Here is an 18475-nt window from a genome sequence, read left to right on the forward strand (position 1 = left end):
GCCGTATACTTGATCGTTTCTCCGCCCGCCAAGCGAGGCCGCTGTTTGTGGACAAGATTCTGATACGTGGGGCCAGAACCCATAACCTGAAGAATATCGACCTGACTCTGCCGCGGGACAAGCTGATTGTCATCACCGGCTTGTCTGGCTCGGGCAAGTCATCACTGGCGTTCGACACGCTTTATGCAGAAGGCCAGCGCCGTTACGTCGAATCACTTTCGGCGTATGCCCGGCAGTTCCTGTCGATGATGGAAAAACCCGACGTCGACACGATCGAAGGTTTGTCGCCGGCTATCTCCATCGAGCAAAAGTCGACATCGCACAACCCGCGATCGACTGTCGGCACAATCACCGAAATCTACGACTACCTGCGTCTGCTGTATGCACGCGCGGGTATTCCGCGCTGCCCGGATCACGACGTTCCGCTGGAAGCGCAAACCGTCAGCCAGATGGTTGATCAGGCGCTGGCATTGCCCGAAGGCAGCAAGTTGATGCTGTTGGCACCAGTTGTGCGCGAGCGCAAAGGTGAGCACCTCTCAGTATTCGAGGAGCTGCGCGCCCAGGGTTTTGTGCGCGCCCGCATCAATGGCCGGCTGCATGAGCTTGATGAGCTGCCCAAGCTGGATAAACAGAAGAAGCACAGCATTGATGTGGTCGTTGACCGTTTCAAGGTGCGTGCAGACCTGCAACAGCGCCTGGCCGAGTCGTTCGAGACCGCGCTGAATCTGGCTGACGGTATTGCGCTCATCGCGCCAATGGATGACGAAGACAGCGACCTCAAAGAGATTATCTTCTCCGCCCGTTTCGCCTGCCCGCATTGCGGCCATTCGATCAGCGAGCTTGAGCCGAAGCTGTTCTCGTTCAACAACCCCGCAGGCGCCTGCCCTTCTTGCGACGGCCTGGGTGTTAAGCAATTCTTCGACACCAAGCGCCTGATCAACGGCGAGATGACCTTGGCCGAAGGCGCGATTCGCGGCTGGGACCGGCGCAACGTTTATTACTTCCAGATGCTCGGCTCGCTGTCGGCGCATTACGGTTTCAGCCTGGAAATACCCTTCGACGATCTCAGTGCCGAGCATCAGAAAGTCATTCTGTTCGGCAGCGGCACGCAAGCGGTTGATTTCCGCTACCTCAATGATCGTGGCGATATCGTTAAACGCTCGCACCCGTTCGAAGGCATCGTGCCGAACCTCGATCGCCGTTACCGCGAGACCGAATCGAGCAGCGTGCGCGAAGAACTCGGCAAGCTGCTCAGCACTCAACCGTGCCCGGACTGTTGCGGTGCGCGTCTGCGCCGTGAAGCCCGCCATGTGTGGGTCGGTGAACGCACGCTGCCGGCGGTGACCGGTTTGCCGATTGGCGATGCAGCTGAATATTTCAGCAGCCTTACCCTGCCCGGCCGCCGTGGTGAAATTGCCGACAAGATTCTCAAAGAGATCTGCCAGCGCCTGCAGTTTCTGGTCAACGTCGGTCTCGATTACCTGACGCTTGATCGCAGCGCCGACACGCTCTCGGGCGGTGAAGCTCAGCGTATTCGTCTGGCCAGCCAGATTGGCGCCGGCCTGGTCGGGGTGATGTACATCCTCGACGAGCCGTCGATTGGCCTGCATCAGCGTGACAACGAGCGCCTGCTCGGCACGCTGCGCCATCTGCGCGACATCGGCAACACGGTAATTGTTGTCGAGCACGACGAAGACGCCATTCGCATGGCTGACTACGTGGTTGATATCGGCCCGGGTGCCGGCGTACACGGCGGTCGTATCGTTGCCGAAGGCACTGCGGCCGAAGTGATGGCGCATCCGGATTCGCTGACCGGGAAATACCTGTCGGGTCGGGTCAAGATCGCCGTACCGAACAAGCGCACGCCGCCGAACCGCAAACAGCTGCTGAAGATCAAAGGTGCTCGCGGCAACAACCTGCGCAACGTCAATCTGGAAATTCCAATTGGCCTGCTGACGTGCGTCACCGGCGTTTCCGGCTCGGGCAAGTCGACACTGATCAACAACACGCTTTACCCGTTGAGCGCCACTGCACTGAACGGTGCGACGACGCTGGAAGCCTCGGCACATGACAGCTGCGATGGTTTGCAGCATCTGGATAAAGTCGTCGACATCGACCAAAGCCCAATTGGTCGCACGCCGCGCTCGAACCCGGCCACGTACACCGGCTTGTTCACCCCAATTCGTGAGCTGTTTGCCGGCGTGCCGGAATCGCGCTCACGCGGTTACGGGCCGGGCCGCTTCTCGTTCAACGTCAAGGGCGGACGCTGTGAAGCCTGCCAGGGCGATGGCGTGATCAAGGTCGAAATGCACTTCCTGCCGGATATCTACGTGCCGTGCGACGTGTGCAAGGGCAAGCGCTACAACCGCGAAACCCTGGAAGTGAAGTACAAGGGCAAGAGCATCACCGAGGTGCTCGACATGACCATCGAGGAAGCCCGTGACTTCTTCGACGCCGTGCCGGCCCTGTCGCGCAAACTGCAAACCCTGATTGATGTAGGCCTGTCTTACATCAAGCTCGGCCAGAGCGCGACGACGTTGTCTGGCGGTGAAGCGCAGCGGGTTAAGCTGTCGCGCGAGCTGTCCAAGCGCGACACGGGTAAGACCCTGTATATCCTCGATGAGCCGACCACAGGCCTGCACTTTGCGGATATTCAGCAGCTTCTAGAAGTCCTCCATCGCCTGCGTGACCACGGCAACACTGTGGTGGTGATCGAGCACAACCTCGACGTGATCAAGACTGCCGACTGGCTGGTGGATCTCGGCCCCGAAGGCGGCTCAAAAGGTGGCCAGATCATTGCGGTCGGCACACCTGAAGAAGTCGCCGGCATGGAGCAGTCACACACCGGCCACTTCCTCAAGCCACTGCTTGAGCGTGACCGCGACCAGCCCGCCTGAGGTAAACCGCAGGCAATAAAAATCCCCCGCACGCCAGGCCTGCGGGGGATTTTTTTGCGCCTTGAAAACTACATCTGCGATTGCAGGTAGTTCTCCAGACCGATCTTCTCGATCAGTTGCAGCTGGATTTCCAGCCAATAGGCATGATCTTCTTCGGTGTCTTTAAGCTGCGCCAACAGGATATCGCGGCTGGTGTAGTCCTGATGCTTTTCGCACAAGGCCATGCCTTTGCACAATGCAGCACGCACATGGTATTCAAGCTTTAGATCAAGCTTGAGCATCTCAGGCACGTTCTTACCGAAGGTGAAAGCATCCGGAGCCATGTCCGGCGTGCCTTCGAGGAAAAGAATCCGCTTGAGCAATGCATCCGCATGCTGGGTTTCTTCTTCCATCTCGTGATTGATGCGTTCATAGAGCTTGCTGTAGCCCCAGTCTTCATAAAAGCGCGAGTGAATGAAGTACTGATCACGCGCAGCGAGTTCGCCTTTGAGCAGCGTTTTCAGATAAGAAATGACTTCGGCGTGGCCTTTCATGGGGGCAAATCCTTGCACGTGGAACTGAATATAGCGCCAATGCTCCGCTCATCAGCCGGTTGGGTCAAGCAAAACGCCCCCATAACGGGGGCGCTCACTGAAGCATAGTTTACTTATTGGCTTTTAGTGCGGCCCGAACGCCATTGCCGTAGTCGGCATGCACAAGGTCGAAGTGAGCCAGTTGCCGCTCGACAATGAACTCAGGCACTCCGGCCATCGCGCCGGCGATATTGCTGAACAAGCGCTGCTTCTGCGCATCATCGAACAACCCGAAAAGCGCTCGTGGCTGGCTGTAGTCATCGTTACCTTCGCGATGGTTGAAGCGGTCAGCATCACCTTCGAGTGGCAGCGGCGGCTCAGCATATTCAGGCGCCTCGACCGGACCATTGAACGAGTTCGGCTCGTAGTAAGCATCCGCATTTGGATTGTTCGGCATAAAGCGCATGGCGCCGTCCTTGTGGTAATGGTGCACCGGATTCTTCGGCGCGTTCACCGGCAATGCTTCGTAATGCGTACCCAAGCGGTAGCGGTGCGCATCGGCATACGAGAACACCCGGGCCTGGAGCATCTTGTCTGGCGAGAAACCAATGCCAGGGATGATGTTCGAAGGCGAGAATGCGGCTTGCTCGATCTCGGCGAAATAATTTTCCGGGTTACGGTTGAGTTCCATGATGCCGACCTCAATCAGCGGAAACTCGCCATGCGGCCAGACCTTGGTCAGATCGAACGGATTGAACGAGGTGTGCTTCGCTTGCTCCTCGGTCATTACCTGAATGCACATGCGCCATTTCGGGAAGTCACCCTTCTCGATGCTGTAGAACAGGTCTTCCTGTGTGGTTTCGCGGCTGTTGCCGACCACTGTGCTCGCCTCGACATTGGTCCAGTGCTTGTGGCCTTGCAGGGTTTTGAAGTGGAACTTGACCCACACCCGCTGGTTTTCAGCGTTGAGCATGCTGTAGGTGTGCGAACCGTAGCCATTAATGTGGCGCACATCGGTTGGCAGGCCGCGATCCGACATCAAAATCGTCACCTGGTGCAGGCTTTCTGGCGACAACGACCAGAAGTCCCACATGGCGGTCGGCGAGCGCAGATTGGTTTTTGGGTGACGCTTCTGGGTGTGGATAAAATCCGGGAATTTCAGCGGGTCACGCACGAAGAACACCGGCGTGTTATTACCCACCAGATCCCAGTTGCCTTCATCGGTGTAGAACTTCAAGGCGAAGCCGCGTACATCGCGCTCGGCGTCTGCTGCGCCCTGCTCGCCCGCTACAGTCGAGAAACGTGCGAGCATCTGGGTTTTACTGCCAACTTCAGCGAACAGTTTAGCTTTGGTGTATTGGCTAATATCGTGAGTAACAGTAAGCGTACCGAACGCGCCCCAGCCCTTGGCGTGCACAACACGCTCAGGGATACGCTCACGGTTCTGATGAGCGAGTTTTTCGATCAACTGATAGTCCTGAAGCAACAAGGGGCCGCGCGGACCCGCACTCAGTGAGTTCTGGTTATCGGCAATCGGGTTACCGGCACTGGTGGTCTGAATGATCTTGTAGGTCATGGCATCGCTCCTTGTTTGCGACTTATTGCTGGCTAACCAGCGATGTACCAAGAATAAGTACAAACCAGTCGCGGCACTAATTTATTAAACCCAACGCATCATTAGCTTTTAACTATCGAACTTCATGGGTTAACCCCACAAATTAGCGACACAAAAAAACGGGCACTCGGCCCGTTCTTTTGGAGTACAGCGCGATATCAGGCCATCAGCAAAAAGCCAACAAAGGCCAGAGCTGCTGCAATCAGCGCATAAGGCAACTGAGTCACCGCGTGGCTGATCAGGTCACAACCCGAGCCTTGCGCCGCCAGTACGGTCGAATCGCTGTAGAAGCACGCCTGGCTGCCGAAAGCAGAGGCAGAGAGCAAGGCACCCAAAACCAGCGGGATGTCAGCATCCAGCGCATGAGCCAATGGCATGACGATCGGAATCGTCACGGCAAAGATGCCCCAGGACGAGCCAGTAGCGAACGCAAGAATAGCCATCGACAGGAAGACGATTGCCGGCATCATTTGCGGGGTCATGTATGGCTTGAGCGAGTCGATCACGTACAGGGAAAGATGCAACTGATCACAGACTTCTTTAAACACGAAGGCAGCGATTACAGTGCCGATCGCCGGAAGCATGGTTTTGAAACCATCCATCATCTCTTCGAACATTTCGGACATCGGCATCAGGCGCTGGATCAGATAGAACGGCACGATGAAAACCAAAGTGGCCAGCATGCCTTTCCACACATCGATGTCGAAGTAGACGGTAGCAGCAACGAGGAACAACAGCGGCGCGAGGAAGTTATAGAGCTTGCCACCCTCTTTGTCCGCGTGCTCCATCTCGGCTTCAACAGCCTTCATCGAGTAGTTGTGCTCAGGCGCGAACTCGCCAACGTGCATGGCACCGGCAGAGCCGTGACGGGCGAGATTCTCAGCTTTGCGCATCGGGCCGAAAGCCGGGACCACGCCCATGCACACCAGAATCACCAGAATTACAGACAACCAGGCGTAGAACATGTAAGGGATGGCTTGCATGTAAACCGACACACCTTGACCGGCATCGGCAACGCCATTGCTCTCGAGCAGGCCGCCAAAGAACACAGCCCAGGTCGACAACGGAACCAGCACGCAAACCGGTGCTGCCGTGGAGTCCACCACATAGGCGAGCATTTCGCGGGAAATCTTGAAGCGGTCAGTTACACGCTTCATGGTCTCGCCGACGGTGAGCGCATTGAGGTAATCGTCGATAAAGATCACCAAGCCCAATACGCAGGTCATCAGCAGGGAGGAACGACGTCCCTTGCACAGCTTCAGCGCTGAACGACCGAATGCCAATGCACCGCCAGTGCGAACCAACAAGGCGATAAGGGCACCAAAGCTGCCGCAGACCAGGATCAACCAGCCAATGGTTTCGTCCTGCATCACCTTGAGGGAAATGTCGGAAAAATTACCCAGCGCTTGCTCAGGGGATATCAGCAGAAGACCAGCCACTGCACCAATGATGAGGGCGAAGATCGGGCGGCGCAGCCAAATGGCCAGGACCAGCACGACCGCAGGAGGGATAAGGCTTAAAGCAGAAGGTTCGGGCATGATGTGCTTTTTCTTATGGGGGCCGAATACGGCGTTTCAAGTTCGGGCTGCACCATACCCGAGCTTGCTCCCGCACACAATATCAAACACGACGTGCGGAATAATCTCCACTTCAAAAACAAAAAAGCCGGGCTAAAAGCCCGGCTCTTTCGATGATCTACAGCTTACTCAGCAGCTTCTACAGAACCACCGACCGGACGGTCAACCAGTTCTACGTAAGCCATCGGAGCATTATCGCCAGCGCGGAAACCGCACTTGAGAATACGCAGGTAACCGCCCTGACGGGTGGCGTAGCGCTTGCCCAGATCGTTAAACAGCTTACCAACGATGGCTTTCGAACGAGTACGGTCGAAGGCCAGACGGCGGTTAGCAACGCTGTCTTCTTTAGCCAAAGTGATCAGCGGCTCGGCAACGCGGCGCAGCTCTTTAGCTTTCGGAAGAGTAGTTTTGATCAGCTCGTGCTCGAACAGCGATACCGCCATGTTTTGAAACATGGCCTTGCGGTGAGCGCTAGTGCGGCTGAGGTGACGGCCACTTTTACGATGACGCATGGTTCAATTCCTTACCAAACTCACGTTCGGTGATGATGACGATCAGGCAGTCGCCTTATCGTCTTTCTTCAGACTTGCCGGCGGCCAGTTGTCGAGGCGCATACCGAGGGACAGACCGCGAGAAGCCAGAACATCCTTGATTTCAGTCAGGGATTTCTTGCCCAGGTTCGGGGTTTTCAACAGCTCTACTTCGGTGCGCTGAATCAGATCACCAATGTAGTAGATGTTTTCTGCCTTGAGGCAGTTAGCCGAACGTACGGTCAATTCCAGGTCATCTACTGGGCGAAGCAGGATCGGATCGATCTCGTCTTCTTGTTCGATCACAACAGGTTCGCTGTCGCCTTTGAGGTCGACGAACGCTGCCAACTGCTGCTGCAGAATGGTAGCGGCACGACGAATGGCCTCTTCAGGGTCCAGAGTACCGTTGGTCTCCAGGTCGATGACCAGCTTGTCCAAGTTGGTACGCTGCTCAACACGAGCGTTTTCCACCACGTATGAGATGCGACGAACAGGGCTGAACGAAGCGTCAAGCTGCAAGCGACCAATGCTGCGGCTTTCGTCTTCATCGCTCTGACGGCTGTCTGCTGGCTCATAGCCGCGACCACGAGCTACGGTGAGCTTCATGTTCAGCGCGCCATTGCTGGCCAGGTTGGCAATCACGTGGTCGCCATTAACGATTTCAACATCATGATCCAGCTGAATATCGGCAGCGGTAACTACGCCCGAGCCCTTTTTCGCCAGAGTCAGTGTCACTTCGTCACGGCCATGCAGCTTAACAGCCAGACCTTTAAGGTTGAGCAGGATTTCAATTACGTCTTCCTGAACACCTTCGATTGCGCTGTACTCGTGGAGCACACCATCAATCTCGGCCTCGACTACTGCACAGCCAGGCATGGAGGACAACAAGATGCGACGCAACGCATTGCCCAGGGTATGGCCAAAGCCACGCTCGAGGGGCTCGAGAGTGATCTTGGCGCGGGTCGGACTGACCACCTGCACATCAATATGGCGGGGGGTCAGGAACTCATTTACCGAAATCTGCATGGATACACCTATTTTCTAGCCCTTACTTGGAGTAGAGCTCGACAATCAGGCTTTCGTTGATGTCAGCGGAGAGGTCACTACGAACAGGAACGGCTTTGAAAACGCCAGACTTGTTTGCGGTGTCTACTTCTACCCATTCAACGCGGCCGCGCTGTGCACACAGTTCAAGAGCTTGAACAATACGCAGCTGATTCTTCGATTTCTCACGTACTGCAACGACGTCACCAGCTTTAACCTGGAAAGACGGAACGTTTACAGTCTTACCGTTTACGCTGATCGCCTTGTGCGATACCAGCTGACGGGATTCAGCGCGGGTAGCGCCGTAGCCCATACGGTAAACAACGTTATCCAGACGGCACTCGAGCAGTTGCAGAAGGTTCTCACCAGTAGCGCCTTTCTTGCCGGCTGCTTCTTTGTAATAACCGCTGAACTGACGCTCAAGTACGCCATAGATACGACGAACTTTTTGCTTCTCACGCAGCTGAGTGCCGTAGTCAGACTGACGGCTACGGCGCTGACCGTGGATACCTGGGGCTGCTTCGATGTTGCACTTCGATTCCAGAGCGCGTACGCCACTCTTCAGGAAAAGATCAGTGCCTTCACGACGAGACAGTTTGCATTTGGGACCAATGTAACGAGCCATTTCTCACTGTCTCCTGATTACACGCGACGCTTCTTCGAAGGACGGCATCCGTTGTGCGGGATGGGCGTCACATCGGTGATGCTGGCGATCTTGTAACCGCAGCCGTTCAATGCACGGACAGCGGACTCACGGCCGGGACCTGGACCTTTGACGTTAACGTCGAGGTTCTTCAGGCCGTATTCCAGCGCAGCTTGACCAGCACGTTCTGCAGCCACCTGGGCAGCAAACGGAGTGCTCTTACGTGAACCGCGGAAACCTGAACCACCGGAGGTAGCCCAAGACAGAGCGTTGCCCTGACGGTCAGTAATGGTCACGATTGTGTTGTTAAAAGAAGCGTGGATATGGGCGATGCCATCAACCACCGTCTTTTTGACTTTCTTACGAGTACGAGCAGCAGGTTTAGCCATGATTAAATTCCTGTCGATTCGCTAATGCGATTACTTGCGGATCGGCTTACGCGGGCCCTTACGGGTACGCGCGTTGGTCTTGGTACGCTGACCGCGAACCGGAAGACCGCGACGATGACGCAGGCCGCGATAGCAACCCAGATCCATCAAGCGCTTGATTTTCATGTTCACTTCACGACGCAGGTCGCCTTCGGTATTCACCTTGGCAACTTCGCCACGCAGCTGCTCGATCTGCTCGTCAGAGAGATCTTTGATCTTTGCAGCCGGGTTAACCCCGGTCGCAGCACAGATTTTCTGTGCAGTAGTGCGACCAACACCAAAGATGTAGGTCAGCGAGATAACAGTGTGTTTGTTATCCGGAATGTTTACGCCTGCAATACGGGCCATTCAGTGGAACTCCAATTGACAGCTACCTACGCCCCGGAAGCCAAGAATAAGGGCGCGAGATATTAACGCTGTAGAAACAAATAATCAACCCGGCAGCGCACTAGCTGCCGGGCTTATTACGCAACAATCACACTCAGCCTTGGCGCTGTTTGTGACGCGGTTCCGCGCTGCAGATCACTCGCACGACACCTTCGCGACGAATAATTTTGCAGTTACGGCACAGCTTTTTCACTGATGCACGAACTTTCATCACCAACTCCTCGAACCTTATGGACACATTAGCGGAGCATGCCGCTGCCGTAGCCCTTCAGGTTGGCTTTCTTCATCAGGGATTCGTACTGGTGTGAAACGAGGTGCGATTGTACTTGGGACATAAAGTCCATAACAACCACTACCACGATCAGCAACGAGGTCCCGCCAAGGTAGAACGGAACGTTTGCCGCAACCACCAGGAACTGGGGCAGCAGGCACACGGCCGTCATGTACAGAGCACCGAACAGGGTCAAACGAGTCAGAACGCTATCAATGTAACGTGCCGACTGCTCACCTGGACGAATGCCTGGAATAAAGGCACCGGACTTCTTCAGGTTTTCCGCTACGTCTTTCGGATTGAACATCAATGCTGTGTAGAAGAAGCAGAAGAAAACGATCCCTGCACTAAACAGCAAAATGTTCAACGGCTGACCAGGAGCGATAGCCTGTGAAATATCCTGCAGCCAGCCCATACCTTCGGACTGACCAAACCAGGACCCCAGCGATGCCGGGAACAACAGAAGGCTGCTAGCGAAAATAGCCGGGATAACCCCCGCCATGTTCACCTTCAGCGGCAAGTGGCTAGTCTGCGCGGCAAAGACCTTACGGCCCTGCTGACGCTTGGCGTAGTGCACCGCAATGCGACGCTGACCACGCTCAATGAACACCACAAAACCGATGATCGCTACTGCCAGCAGACCGATGGCGACAAGGGCGAAGATATTGATATCGCCCTGACGAGCAGACTCGAAAGACTGCCCAATCGCCCGCGGCAGACCGGCTACGATGCCTGCAAAAATCAGCATCGAAATACCGTTGCCAACACCACGCTCGGTGATTTGCTCGCCCAGCCACATCATGAACATCGCGCCTGCGACGAACGTAGTGACCGCTACAAAGTAGAAGCTAAAGCCATCAGCGAACGCGACGCCCTGACTCGCCAAACCAACGGACATGCCGATAGCTTGAACGAATGCCAGGACGAGAGTGCCGTAGCGGGTGTATTGGCTGATCTTACGACGACCAGCCTCACCTTCCTTCTTCAACTGCTCCAGCTGTGGGCTGACAGCGCTCATGAGCTGCATGATGATCGACGCCGAAATGTACGGCATGATCCCCAGTGCAAAAATGCTCATGCGCTCCAGCGCACCGCCGGAAAACATGTTGAACAAGCTAAGAATGGTCCCCTCATTCTGTCGAAACAGGTCCGCCAGCCGATCAGGGTTGATACCGGGCACAGGGATGTGTGCGCCTATCCGATAGACGATAATCGCCATGAACAGAAAGCGCAGACGAGCCCAGAGCTCGGATAACCCGCCATTGCTGAGCGCTGAGAGAGCACCTTGCTTAGCCATTTATTCCTCGAACTTACCGCCAGCTGCTTCGATAGCCGCGCGCGCACCTTTGGTGGCGGCGATACCTTTAAGGGTGACTGCACGAGTAATCTCGCCGGACAGCATGACTTTTACACGCTGTACGTTTTGATTAATCAGGTCAGCATCCTTCAGCGCCTGCAGAGTAACTACGTCGCCTTCGATCTTGTTCAGCTCGGAAGTACGCACTTCAGCGCGATCCATAGCCTTCAAAGAAACGAAACCAAACTTAGGAAGACGACGGTGCAGTGGCTGCTGGCCGCCTTCAAAACCCGGAGCAATGGAACCACCGGAGCGGGAGGTTTGACCTTTGTGGCCGCGGCCACCAGTCTTACCCAAACCACTACCGATACCACGACCCGGACGGTGCTTCTCACGACGGGAACCCGGCGCAGGACTCAAATCATTCAGGTACATAATTAACCCTCCACACGGAGAAGGTAATAAGCCTTGTTCATCATGCCGCGATTTTCCGGAGTATCCAGAACTTCAACGGTGTGATTGATGCGACGCAGGCCGAGACCCTTGACGCAGGCTTTGTGATTAGCCAGACGGCCGTTCACGCTTTTGATCAGCGTGACTTTAACGGTATTAGCCATGATTAGAGAATCTCCTCGACGCTCTTGCCACGCTTGGCCGCAACGGAGTCCGGAGACTGCATAGCACGCAGACCCTTGAACGTAGCGTGAACCACGTTTACCGGGTTAGTCGAGCCGTAGCACTTGGCCAGAACGTTCTGCACACCAGCAACTTCGAGAACAGCACGCATAGCGCCGCCAGCGATGATACCGGTACCTTCAGAAGCAGGCTGCATGTACACCTTAGAGGCGCCATGAGCAGCTTTCATCGCGTACTGCAGAGTAGTACCGTTCAGATCAACGGTGATCATGTTGCGACGCGCAGCTTCCATCGCCTTTTGAATGGCAGCAGGAACTTCGCGGGATTTACCACGGCCGAAACCTACGCGACCTTTACCATCACCAACCACGGTCAACGCGGTGAAAGTGAAGATGCGGCCACCCTTAACGGTTTTAGCTACACGGTTAACCTGCACCAATTTCTCGATGTAGCCTTCGTCGCGCTTTTGGTCGTTATTTGACATAACTTAGAACTCCAGCCCGCCTTCACGAGCAGCATCAGCCAGCGCCTTAACGCGGCCGTGGTACTTGAAGCCAGAACGGTCGAATGCAACCTGAGTTACACCAGCGGCTTTCGCGCGCTCGGCAACCAGCTCACCAACTTTCTTGGCTGCGTCGATGTTGCCAGTGGCGCCATCACGCAGTGCTTTGTCCAAGGTTGAGGCGCTGGCCAGAACCTTGCTGCCGTCGGCCGAAATGACCTGGGCATAGATGTGCTGCGAAGAGCGATACACGCAGAGACGCACGACTTCGAGTTCGTGCATTTTCAGACGTGCTTTGCGAGCGCGGCGCAGTCGAGTAACGTTTTTGTCGGTCATTTGCTAGCCCTACTTCTTCTTGGCTTCTTTACGGCGGACGACTTCGTCAGCGTAACGAACACCTTTGCCCTTGTAAGGTTCAGGACGACGGAAGTCACGAATCTCCGCAGCTACCTGACCAACCAGTTGTTTGTCGACGCCCTTGAGCAGGATGTCTGTCTGGCTAGGGGTTTCGGCGGTAACGCCTTGCGGCAATTCGTAGTCAATTGGGTGGGAAAAACCCAGAGCCAGGGACAGGATTTGTCCTTTAGCTTGAGCCTTATAACCAACACCGACCAACTGGAGCTTGCGCTCGAAGCCTTCGCTGACGCCGATTACCATGTTGTTAACCAACGCACGAGTGGTACCGGCCATTGCGCGAGTCTGCTGGTCGCCGTTACGAGCGGCAAAACGCAGCTCACCGGATTCCTGGACCACTTCAACGGACGAATGAACATTCAGTTCCAAAGTGCCTTTAGCACCTTTCACCGAGAGCTGCTGGCCGGCGAGTTTGATCTCTACACCAGAAGGCAGCTTGACGGGGTTCTTAGCAACGCGAGACATGCTTATCCCCCCTTAGAACACTGTACATAGCACTTCACCACCGACACCGGCAGCGCGTGCAGCACGATCCGTCATCACACCTTTGTTGGTGGAGACGATGGATACGCCAAGACCGCCACGAACTTTCGGCAGATCATCGACGGACTTGTACTGGCGCAGACCTGGACGGCTAGCGCGTTTTACTTCTTCGATGACCGGACGGCCTTCGAAATATTTCAGCTCGATGGACAGCTGCGGCTTTGCTTCGCCGCTAATCTGATAATCCGCAACATAACCTTCGTCCTTCAGGACTTTGGCTACGGCTACCTTCAAGGTAGAAGATGGCATGCTTACGACGGACTTTTCAGCCATCTGGGCATTACGGATACGAGTTAGCATGTCCGCTAACGGGTCCTGCATACTCATGGGCTAGACGCTCCTGGTACATAGATAGATAGCCTTTCGGCTAGAGTCGCCATACATCCTGGGAAAACCCAGGCTCAGGCGAGCCGAACATTCTAGAGACTGTGCAGAAATGAATCAAGCCCCAATAGGGGCTTGATTCATTTTGCTTGTCTGTAAAGCCGACGCACGGAGGCATCGGCCATACAGTACGCAACGATTTACCAGCTTGCTTTACGCAGACCTGGTACGTCGCCACGCATAGCTGCTTCACGCAGCTTGATGCGCGACAGACCGAACTTACGGAATACACCGTGCGGACGACCTGTGATGCGGCAACGATTACGCAGACGCGAAGCGCTTGCGTCACGTGGCTGCTTTTGCAGTGCCACCGAAGCTTCCCAACGTGCTTCAGGAGATGCTTCCTGATCGACGATGATTGCTTTCAGCTCAGCACGCTTCTTGGCGTACTTGGCAACCGTTTGCTGACGCTTCAGCTCACGGTTTCTCATGCTCATTTTGGCCATGATCCAGCTCCTATCAGTTGCGGAACGGGAATTTGAAAGCACGCAGCAATGCGCGACCTTCATCATCCGTCCGAGCAGTAGTGGTCAGGGTAATATCCAGACCGCGGAGGGCATCGATTTTGTCGTAGTCGATTTCCGGGAAGATGATCTGCTCTTTAACGCCCATGCTGTAGTTGCCACGGCCGTCGAACGACTTGGCATTCAGGCCGCGGAAGTCACGCACGCGCGGCAGGGAGATAGACAGCAGACGATCCAGGAACTCGTACATACGCTCACGGCGCAGAGTTACTTTAACGCCAATCGGCCAGCCTTCACGAACCTTGAAGCCTGCAATCGACTTACGGGCATGAGTCACAACGACTTTCTGACCGGTGATCTTTTCCAGGTCGGCAACAGCGTGCTCGATGATCTTCTTGTCACCGATTGCTTCGCCCAGGCCCATGTTAAGGGTGATCTTGGTGATACGCGGAACTTCCATCACGTTCTCAAGCTTCAGTTCTTCCTTCAGCTTGGGCGCAATTTCCTTCCGATAAATCTCTTTTAGTCGTGCCATGGTCTTCTACCTAGCAGTGTTCAAGCATCAACCGCTTTTTGGGTCGACTTGAAGACACGAATTTTTTTACCGTCTTCAACTTTGAAACCAACGCGATCTGCTTTGTTGGTTTCGCCATTGAAAATGGCCACGTTAGAAGCGTGCAATGGCGCTTCTTTTTCGACGATACCGCCTTGAACGCCCGACATCGGGTTCGGCTTGGTATGACGCTTAACCAGGTTGATCCCACCAACGACCAAACGGTCGTCAGCGAGAACCTTGAGCACCTTACCGCGCTTACCTTTGTCTTTGCCGGCGATCACGATGATCTCGTCGTCACGACGAATCTTTTGCATGTCGGATCTCCTTAAAGCACTTCAGGGGCGAGCGAGACGATCTTCATGAACTTCTCAGTACGAAGTTCGCGAGTCACGGGCCCAAAGATACGGGTACCGATAGGCTCTTGCTTGTTGTTCAACAGAACAGCAGCGTTGCCATCGAAGCGAATGATCGAGCCATCAGGACGACGAACGCCGTGACGGGTACGGACTACAACAGCAGTCATTACCTGGCCCTTCTTCACTTTACCGCGCGGAATTGCTTCCTTAACGGTTACCTTGATGATGTCACCGATGCCAGCATAACGACGGTGTGAGCCGCCCAGCACCTTGATACACATAACGCGACGTGCGCCACTGTTGTCAGCAACGTCGAGCATGGATTGAGTCTGAATCATATAATTTCTCCGACCCCTAGTCCTTAGACTTCCACTGCGCGTTCGATGACTTCAACCAGAGCCCAAGACTTAGTCTTGGCTACAGGGCGAGTTTCACGAATCGAAACTTTGTCGCCGATGTGGCACTGATTGTTTTCGTCATGCGCGTGCAGCTTGGTCGAACGCTTAACGTATTTACCGTAGATCGGGTGCTTAACGCGACGCTCGATCAATACGGTGATGGTCTTGTCCATCTTGTCGCTGACAACACGGCCGGTCAGCGTACGGACTGTTTTTTCGGCTTCAGCCATGATCACTTACCTGCCTGCTGGTTGAGCACAGTTTTCACACGAGCGATGTCGCGCTTAACTTGCGAGAGCAGGTGAGACTGCCCCAACTGGCCAGTTGCTTTCTGCATACGCAGATTGAACTGGTCGCGCAGCAGGCCGAGCAGTTGCTCGTTCAGCTGCTGTGCTGATTTTTCACGAAGTTCATTCGCCTTCATCACATCACCGTCCGCTTAACAAAAGTGGTAGCGAGTGGCAGCTTTGCAGCAGCCAAGGCAAATGCCTCACGCGCCAACTCTTCGGAAACGCCTTCGATTTCATACAGGACTTTTCCTGGCTGAATCTGGGCTACCCAATATTCGACGCCACCCTTCCCTTTACCCATCCGCACTTCGAGAGGCTTCTTGGTAACTGGCTTGTCCGGGAAAACGCGAATCCAGATCTTCCCGCCACGCTTAACGTGACGAGTCAGAGCACGACGAGCGGACTCGATCTGACGGGCGGTAAGACGACCGCGGGCAACAGACTTCAAGGCGAATTCGCCGAAGCTGACTTTGCTACCGCGCTGAGCCAAGCCACGGTTGTGGCCGGTCATCTGCTTACGGAACTTCGTACGCTTTGGTTGTAACATTTGGCGTACCCCTTACTTAGCAGCTTTTTTACGAGGCGCAGGTGCTTGTGGTTTCAGTTCTTCGTGGCGACCACCAATTACTTCGCCTTTGAAGATCCAAACCTTGACACCGATCACACCATAAGTGGTGTGCGCTTCGTACGTGGCATAGTCGATATCGGCACGCAGGGTGTGCAACGGCACACGACCTTCGCGATACCATTCAGTACGTGCGATTTCTGCACCACCGAGACGACCGCTCACTTGGATTTTGATGCCCTTGGCACCAATACGCATGGCGTTTTGTACAGCGCGCTTCATAGCGCGACGGAACATCACACGACGCTCCAGCTGCTGAGCTACGCTCTGCGCAACCAGCATACCGTCGAGTTCCGGCTTGCGGATCTCTTCGATATTGATGTGCACAGGCACACCCATTTGCTTGGTCAGGTCCTGACGCAGCTTCTCAACATCTTCACCTTTCTTACCGATAACGATACCGGGACGAGCAGTGTGAATGGTGATACGTGCAGTCTGAGCCGGACGAGCAATGTCGATACGGCTTACGGACGCGCTTTTTAGTTTGTCTTGGAGATACTCACGCACTTTCAGATCAGCGAACAAATAGTCCGCATAAGTCCGACCGTCTGCGTACCAGACGGAGGTGTGCTCCTTGACGATTCCCAGGCGAATGCCAATGGGATGTACTTTCTGACCCATCTGATCGACTCCGTTACTTGTCCGCAACCTTGACAGTGATATGGCAAGACCGCTTGACGATGCGATCAGCGCGGCCTTTGGCTCGCGGCATGATTCGCTTCAGCGAACGCCCTTCGTTGACGAAAACAGTGCTGACCTTCAAGTCATCAACGTCTGCGCCTTCGTTGTGCTCGGCGTTGGCTACAGCCGACTCCAGCACTTTCTTCATGATCTCGGCGGCTTTCTTGCTGCTGAAAGCCAACAGGTTGAGCGCTTCGCCCACCTTTTTCCCGCGGATCTGGTCGGCGACCAAGCGGGCTTTTTGGGCGGAGATTCGAGCGCCCGACAACTTAGCGGCTACTTCCATTTCCTAACCCCTTAACGCTTGGCTTTCTTGTCTGCTACGTGCCCACGATAAGTGCGGGTACCAGCAAACTCGCCGAGTTTGTGACCGACCATGTCTTCGTTCACAAGAACTGGGACATGCTGACGGCCGTTATGTACAGCAATGGTCAGACCGACCATTTGCGGCAGGATCATCGAGCGACGCGACCAGGTTTTAACTGGCTTGCGATCGTTCTTTTCCACCGCCACTTCGATCTTCTTCAGTAGGTGAAGATCAATAAAAGGACCTTTTTTCAGAGAACGTGGCACTGTCGTATCCCTCTATTTACTTGCGACGACGGACGATCATATTATCGGTGCGCTTGTTTCCACGAGTCTTAGCACCCTTAGTCGGGAAGCCCCATGGAGACACCGGATGACGACCACCTGAGGTACGACCTTCACCACCACCGTGTGGGTGGTCGACCGGGTTCATGGCAACACCACGAACGGTCGGGCGAACGCCACGCCAGCGCTTAGCACCAGCTTTACCCAGCGAACGCAGGCTGTGCTCGGAGTTCGAAACTTCGCCCAAAGTCGCACGGCACTCGGCCAGAACTTTACGCATCTCACCGGAACGCAGACGCAGAGTCACATAGACGCCTTCACGAGCGATCAGCTGAGCCGAAGCGCCAGCGGAACGAGCGATCTGAGCACCTTTGCCTGGCTTCAGCTCGATACCGTGAACAGTGCTACCAACTGGAATGTTACGCAGTTGCAGGCTGTTACCTGGTTTGATCGGAGCCATGATGCCAGCTACCAGCTGATCGCCAGCACTCACGCCTTTAGGGGCGATGATGTAGCGACGCTCGCCGTCTGCGTACATCAGCAGAGCGATGTGTGCGGTACGGTTCGGATCGTATTCAATACGCTCGACAGTGGCTGGAATGCCATCTTTGTCGTTGCGACGGAAATCGACCAAGCGGTAATGCTGCTTGTGACCACCACCGATATGACGGGTAGTGATGCGACCATTGTTGTTACGACCGCCAGACTTCGACTTCTTCTCAAGCAGCGGAGCGTACGGAGCGCCTTTGTGCAGCTCCTGATTGACCACCTTGACCACAAAACGGCGGCCAGCGGAAGTCGGTTTGCATTTAACGATTGCCATGATGCACCCCT

Annotated in this window: 28 protein-coding genes; 1 reads left to right on the forward strand and 27 read right to left on the reverse strand. The window is 55.1% G+C overall.

Annotated elements, in window-relative coordinates; translation table 11 throughout:
- Positions 1-47 precede the first annotated feature (47 nt).
- A complete protein-coding gene (gene uvrA, locus BM395_RS19550; RefSeq protein WP_069901971.1) occupies positions 48-2897 on the forward strand; it encodes an excinuclease ABC subunit UvrA in 2850 nt (949 codons plus the stop codon).
- Positions 2898-2965: 68 nt separating this feature from the next.
- Here uvrA and bfr read toward each other — a convergent pair whose 3' ends face one another.
- The 27 genes from bfr to rplB all read right to left on the reverse strand — a co-directional run bounded on the left by bfr (position 2966) and on the right by rplB (position 18464).
- The gene (bfr, locus tag BM395_RS19555; RefSeq protein ID WP_069901970.1) at positions 2966-3430 is read right to left on the reverse strand and encodes a bacterioferritin; all 465 of its coding nucleotides are present in this window, start codon (positions 3428-3430) and stop codon (positions 2966-2968) included.
- Between the two features lie 109 nt (positions 3431-3539).
- Entirely contained in the window at positions 3540-4985 is a 1446-nt protein-coding gene (locus BM395_RS19560; RefSeq protein ID WP_090515061.1) for a catalase, read from the reverse strand.
- A gap of 197 nt (positions 4986-5182) precedes the next feature.
- Positions 5183-6562 carry a Na+/H+ antiporter NhaC family protein gene (locus tag BM395_RS19565; protein ID WP_090515063.1) on the reverse strand — a complete coding sequence of 460 codons (1380 nt, stop codon included), beginning with the start codon at positions 6560-6562 and terminating at the stop codon, positions 5183-5185.
- Between the two features lie 164 nt (positions 6563-6726).
- Positions 6727-7113, reverse strand: a complete 387-nt coding sequence (rplQ, locus tag BM395_RS19570) for a 50S ribosomal protein L17 (protein ID WP_069901967.1) — start codon at positions 7111-7113, stop codon at positions 6727-6729.
- A gap of 42 nt (positions 7114-7155) precedes the next feature.
- On the reverse strand, positions 7156-8157 hold the full coding sequence (locus BM395_RS19575; protein ID WP_069901966.1) for a DNA-directed RNA polymerase subunit alpha: 1002 nt from the start codon (positions 8155-8157) through the stop codon (positions 7156-7158).
- A 22-nt stretch (positions 8158-8179) separates the two neighbouring features.
- Positions 8180-8800 carry a 30S ribosomal protein S4 gene (gene rpsD / locus BM395_RS19580; protein ID WP_069901965.1) on the reverse strand — a complete coding sequence of 207 codons (621 nt, stop codon included), beginning with the start codon at positions 8798-8800 and terminating at the stop codon, positions 8180-8182.
- 17 nt (positions 8801-8817) lie between these two features.
- On the reverse strand, positions 8818-9207 hold the full coding sequence (gene rpsK, locus BM395_RS19585; protein ID WP_013789773.1) for a 30S ribosomal protein S11: 390 nt from the start codon (positions 9205-9207) through the stop codon (positions 8818-8820).
- A 30-nt stretch (positions 9208-9237) separates the two neighbouring features.
- The gene (rpsM, locus tag BM395_RS19590; protein ID WP_010487012.1) at positions 9238-9594 is read right to left on the reverse strand and encodes a 30S ribosomal protein S13; all 357 of its coding nucleotides are present in this window, start codon (positions 9592-9594) and stop codon (positions 9238-9240) included.
- A gap of 133 nt (positions 9595-9727) precedes the next feature.
- On the reverse strand, positions 9728-9844 hold the full coding sequence (rpmJ, locus tag BM395_RS19595; RefSeq protein WP_002555468.1) for a 50S ribosomal protein L36: 117 nt from the start codon (positions 9842-9844) through the stop codon (positions 9728-9730).
- A gap of 28 nt (positions 9845-9872) precedes the next feature.
- Positions 9873-11201, reverse strand: coding sequence for a preprotein translocase subunit SecY (secY, locus tag BM395_RS19600; RefSeq protein WP_069901964.1), 1329 nt, complete (start codon positions 11199-11201; stop codon positions 9873-9875).
- Positions 11202-11636, reverse strand: a complete 435-nt coding sequence (rplO, locus tag BM395_RS19605; protein WP_069901963.1) for a 50S ribosomal protein L15 — start codon at positions 11634-11636, stop codon at positions 11202-11204. It abuts the gene before it with no gap.
- 2 nt (positions 11637-11638) lie between these two features.
- Positions 11639-11818 carry a 50S ribosomal protein L30 gene (rpmD, locus tag BM395_RS19610; RefSeq protein WP_010487007.1) on the reverse strand — a complete coding sequence of 60 codons (180 nt, stop codon included), beginning with the start codon at positions 11816-11818 and terminating at the stop codon, positions 11639-11641.
- 2 nt (positions 11819-11820) lie between these two features.
- Entirely contained in the window at positions 11821-12321 is a 501-nt protein-coding gene (rpsE, locus tag BM395_RS19615) for a 30S ribosomal protein S5 (protein ID WP_069901962.1), read from the reverse strand.
- Positions 12322-12324: 3 nt separating this feature from the next.
- The gene (gene rplR, locus BM395_RS19620; protein ID WP_069901961.1) at positions 12325-12675 is read right to left on the reverse strand and encodes a 50S ribosomal protein L18; all 351 of its coding nucleotides are present in this window, start codon (positions 12673-12675) and stop codon (positions 12325-12327) included.
- A 9-nt stretch (positions 12676-12684) separates the two neighbouring features.
- On the reverse strand, positions 12685-13218 hold the full coding sequence (gene rplF / locus BM395_RS19625) for a 50S ribosomal protein L6 (RefSeq protein WP_069901960.1): 534 nt from the start codon (positions 13216-13218) through the stop codon (positions 12685-12687).
- A gap of 12 nt (positions 13219-13230) precedes the next feature.
- Positions 13231-13623: a 30S ribosomal protein S8 gene (gene rpsH / locus BM395_RS19630; protein WP_069901959.1), complete on the reverse strand. Its 393-nt coding sequence runs from the start codon at positions 13621-13623 to the stop codon at positions 13231-13233.
- Positions 13624-13820: 197 nt separating this feature from the next.
- Positions 13821-14126, reverse strand: coding sequence for a 30S ribosomal protein S14 (gene rpsN / locus BM395_RS19635; protein ID WP_069901958.1), 306 nt, complete (start codon positions 14124-14126; stop codon positions 13821-13823).
- A 13-nt stretch (positions 14127-14139) separates the two neighbouring features.
- A complete protein-coding gene (gene rplE / locus BM395_RS19640; protein ID WP_069901957.1) occupies positions 14140-14679 on the reverse strand; it encodes a 50S ribosomal protein L5 in 540 nt (179 codons plus the stop codon).
- Positions 14680-14699: 20 nt separating this feature from the next.
- Positions 14700-15014 carry a 50S ribosomal protein L24 gene (rplX, locus tag BM395_RS19645; RefSeq protein ID WP_009397501.1) on the reverse strand — a complete coding sequence of 105 codons (315 nt, stop codon included), beginning with the start codon at positions 15012-15014 and terminating at the stop codon, positions 14700-14702.
- An 11-nt stretch (positions 15015-15025) separates the two neighbouring features.
- Entirely contained in the window at positions 15026-15394 is a 369-nt protein-coding gene (gene rplN / locus BM395_RS19650; protein ID WP_003281831.1) for a 50S ribosomal protein L14, read from the reverse strand.
- Positions 15395-15417: 23 nt separating this feature from the next.
- Entirely contained in the window at positions 15418-15684 is a 267-nt protein-coding gene (gene rpsQ, locus BM395_RS19655) for a 30S ribosomal protein S17 (protein WP_069902144.1), read from the reverse strand.
- A 2-nt stretch (positions 15685-15686) separates the two neighbouring features.
- A complete protein-coding gene (gene rpmC, locus BM395_RS19660) occupies positions 15687-15878 on the reverse strand; it encodes a 50S ribosomal protein L29 (protein WP_002555481.1) in 192 nt (63 codons plus the stop codon).
- Positions 15878-16291, reverse strand: coding sequence for a 50S ribosomal protein L16 (rplP, locus tag BM395_RS19665; protein ID WP_003243901.1), 414 nt, complete (start codon positions 16289-16291; stop codon positions 15878-15880). Before rplP ends, rpmC begins: the two co-directional genes overlap by 1 nt.
- A 12-nt stretch (positions 16292-16303) precedes the next feature.
- Positions 16304-16990: a 30S ribosomal protein S3 gene (rpsC, locus tag BM395_RS19670; protein ID WP_010486985.1), complete on the reverse strand. Its 687-nt coding sequence runs from the start codon at positions 16988-16990 to the stop codon at positions 16304-16306.
- Between the two features lie 13 nt (positions 16991-17003).
- Positions 17004-17336: a 50S ribosomal protein L22 gene (gene rplV / locus BM395_RS19675; RefSeq protein ID WP_003103908.1), complete on the reverse strand. Its 333-nt coding sequence runs from the start codon at positions 17334-17336 to the stop codon at positions 17004-17006.
- Positions 17337-17347: 11 nt separating this feature from the next.
- Positions 17348-17623: a 30S ribosomal protein S19 gene (gene rpsS / locus BM395_RS19680; protein ID WP_010486981.1), complete on the reverse strand. Its 276-nt coding sequence runs from the start codon at positions 17621-17623 to the stop codon at positions 17348-17350.
- Between the two features lie 16 nt (positions 17624-17639).
- Positions 17640-18464 (reverse strand): 50S ribosomal protein L2, encoded by an 825-nt coding sequence (gene rplB / locus BM395_RS19685; protein WP_069901956.1) that lies wholly within the window; start codon positions 18462-18464, stop codon positions 17640-17642.
- Positions 18465-18475 lie beyond the last annotated feature (11 nt).

It is taken from the genome of Pseudomonas marincola, assembly GCF_900116605.1.
Lineage (GTDB): Bacteria > Pseudomonadota > Gammaproteobacteria > Pseudomonadales > Pseudomonadaceae > Aquipseudomonas > Aquipseudomonas marincola.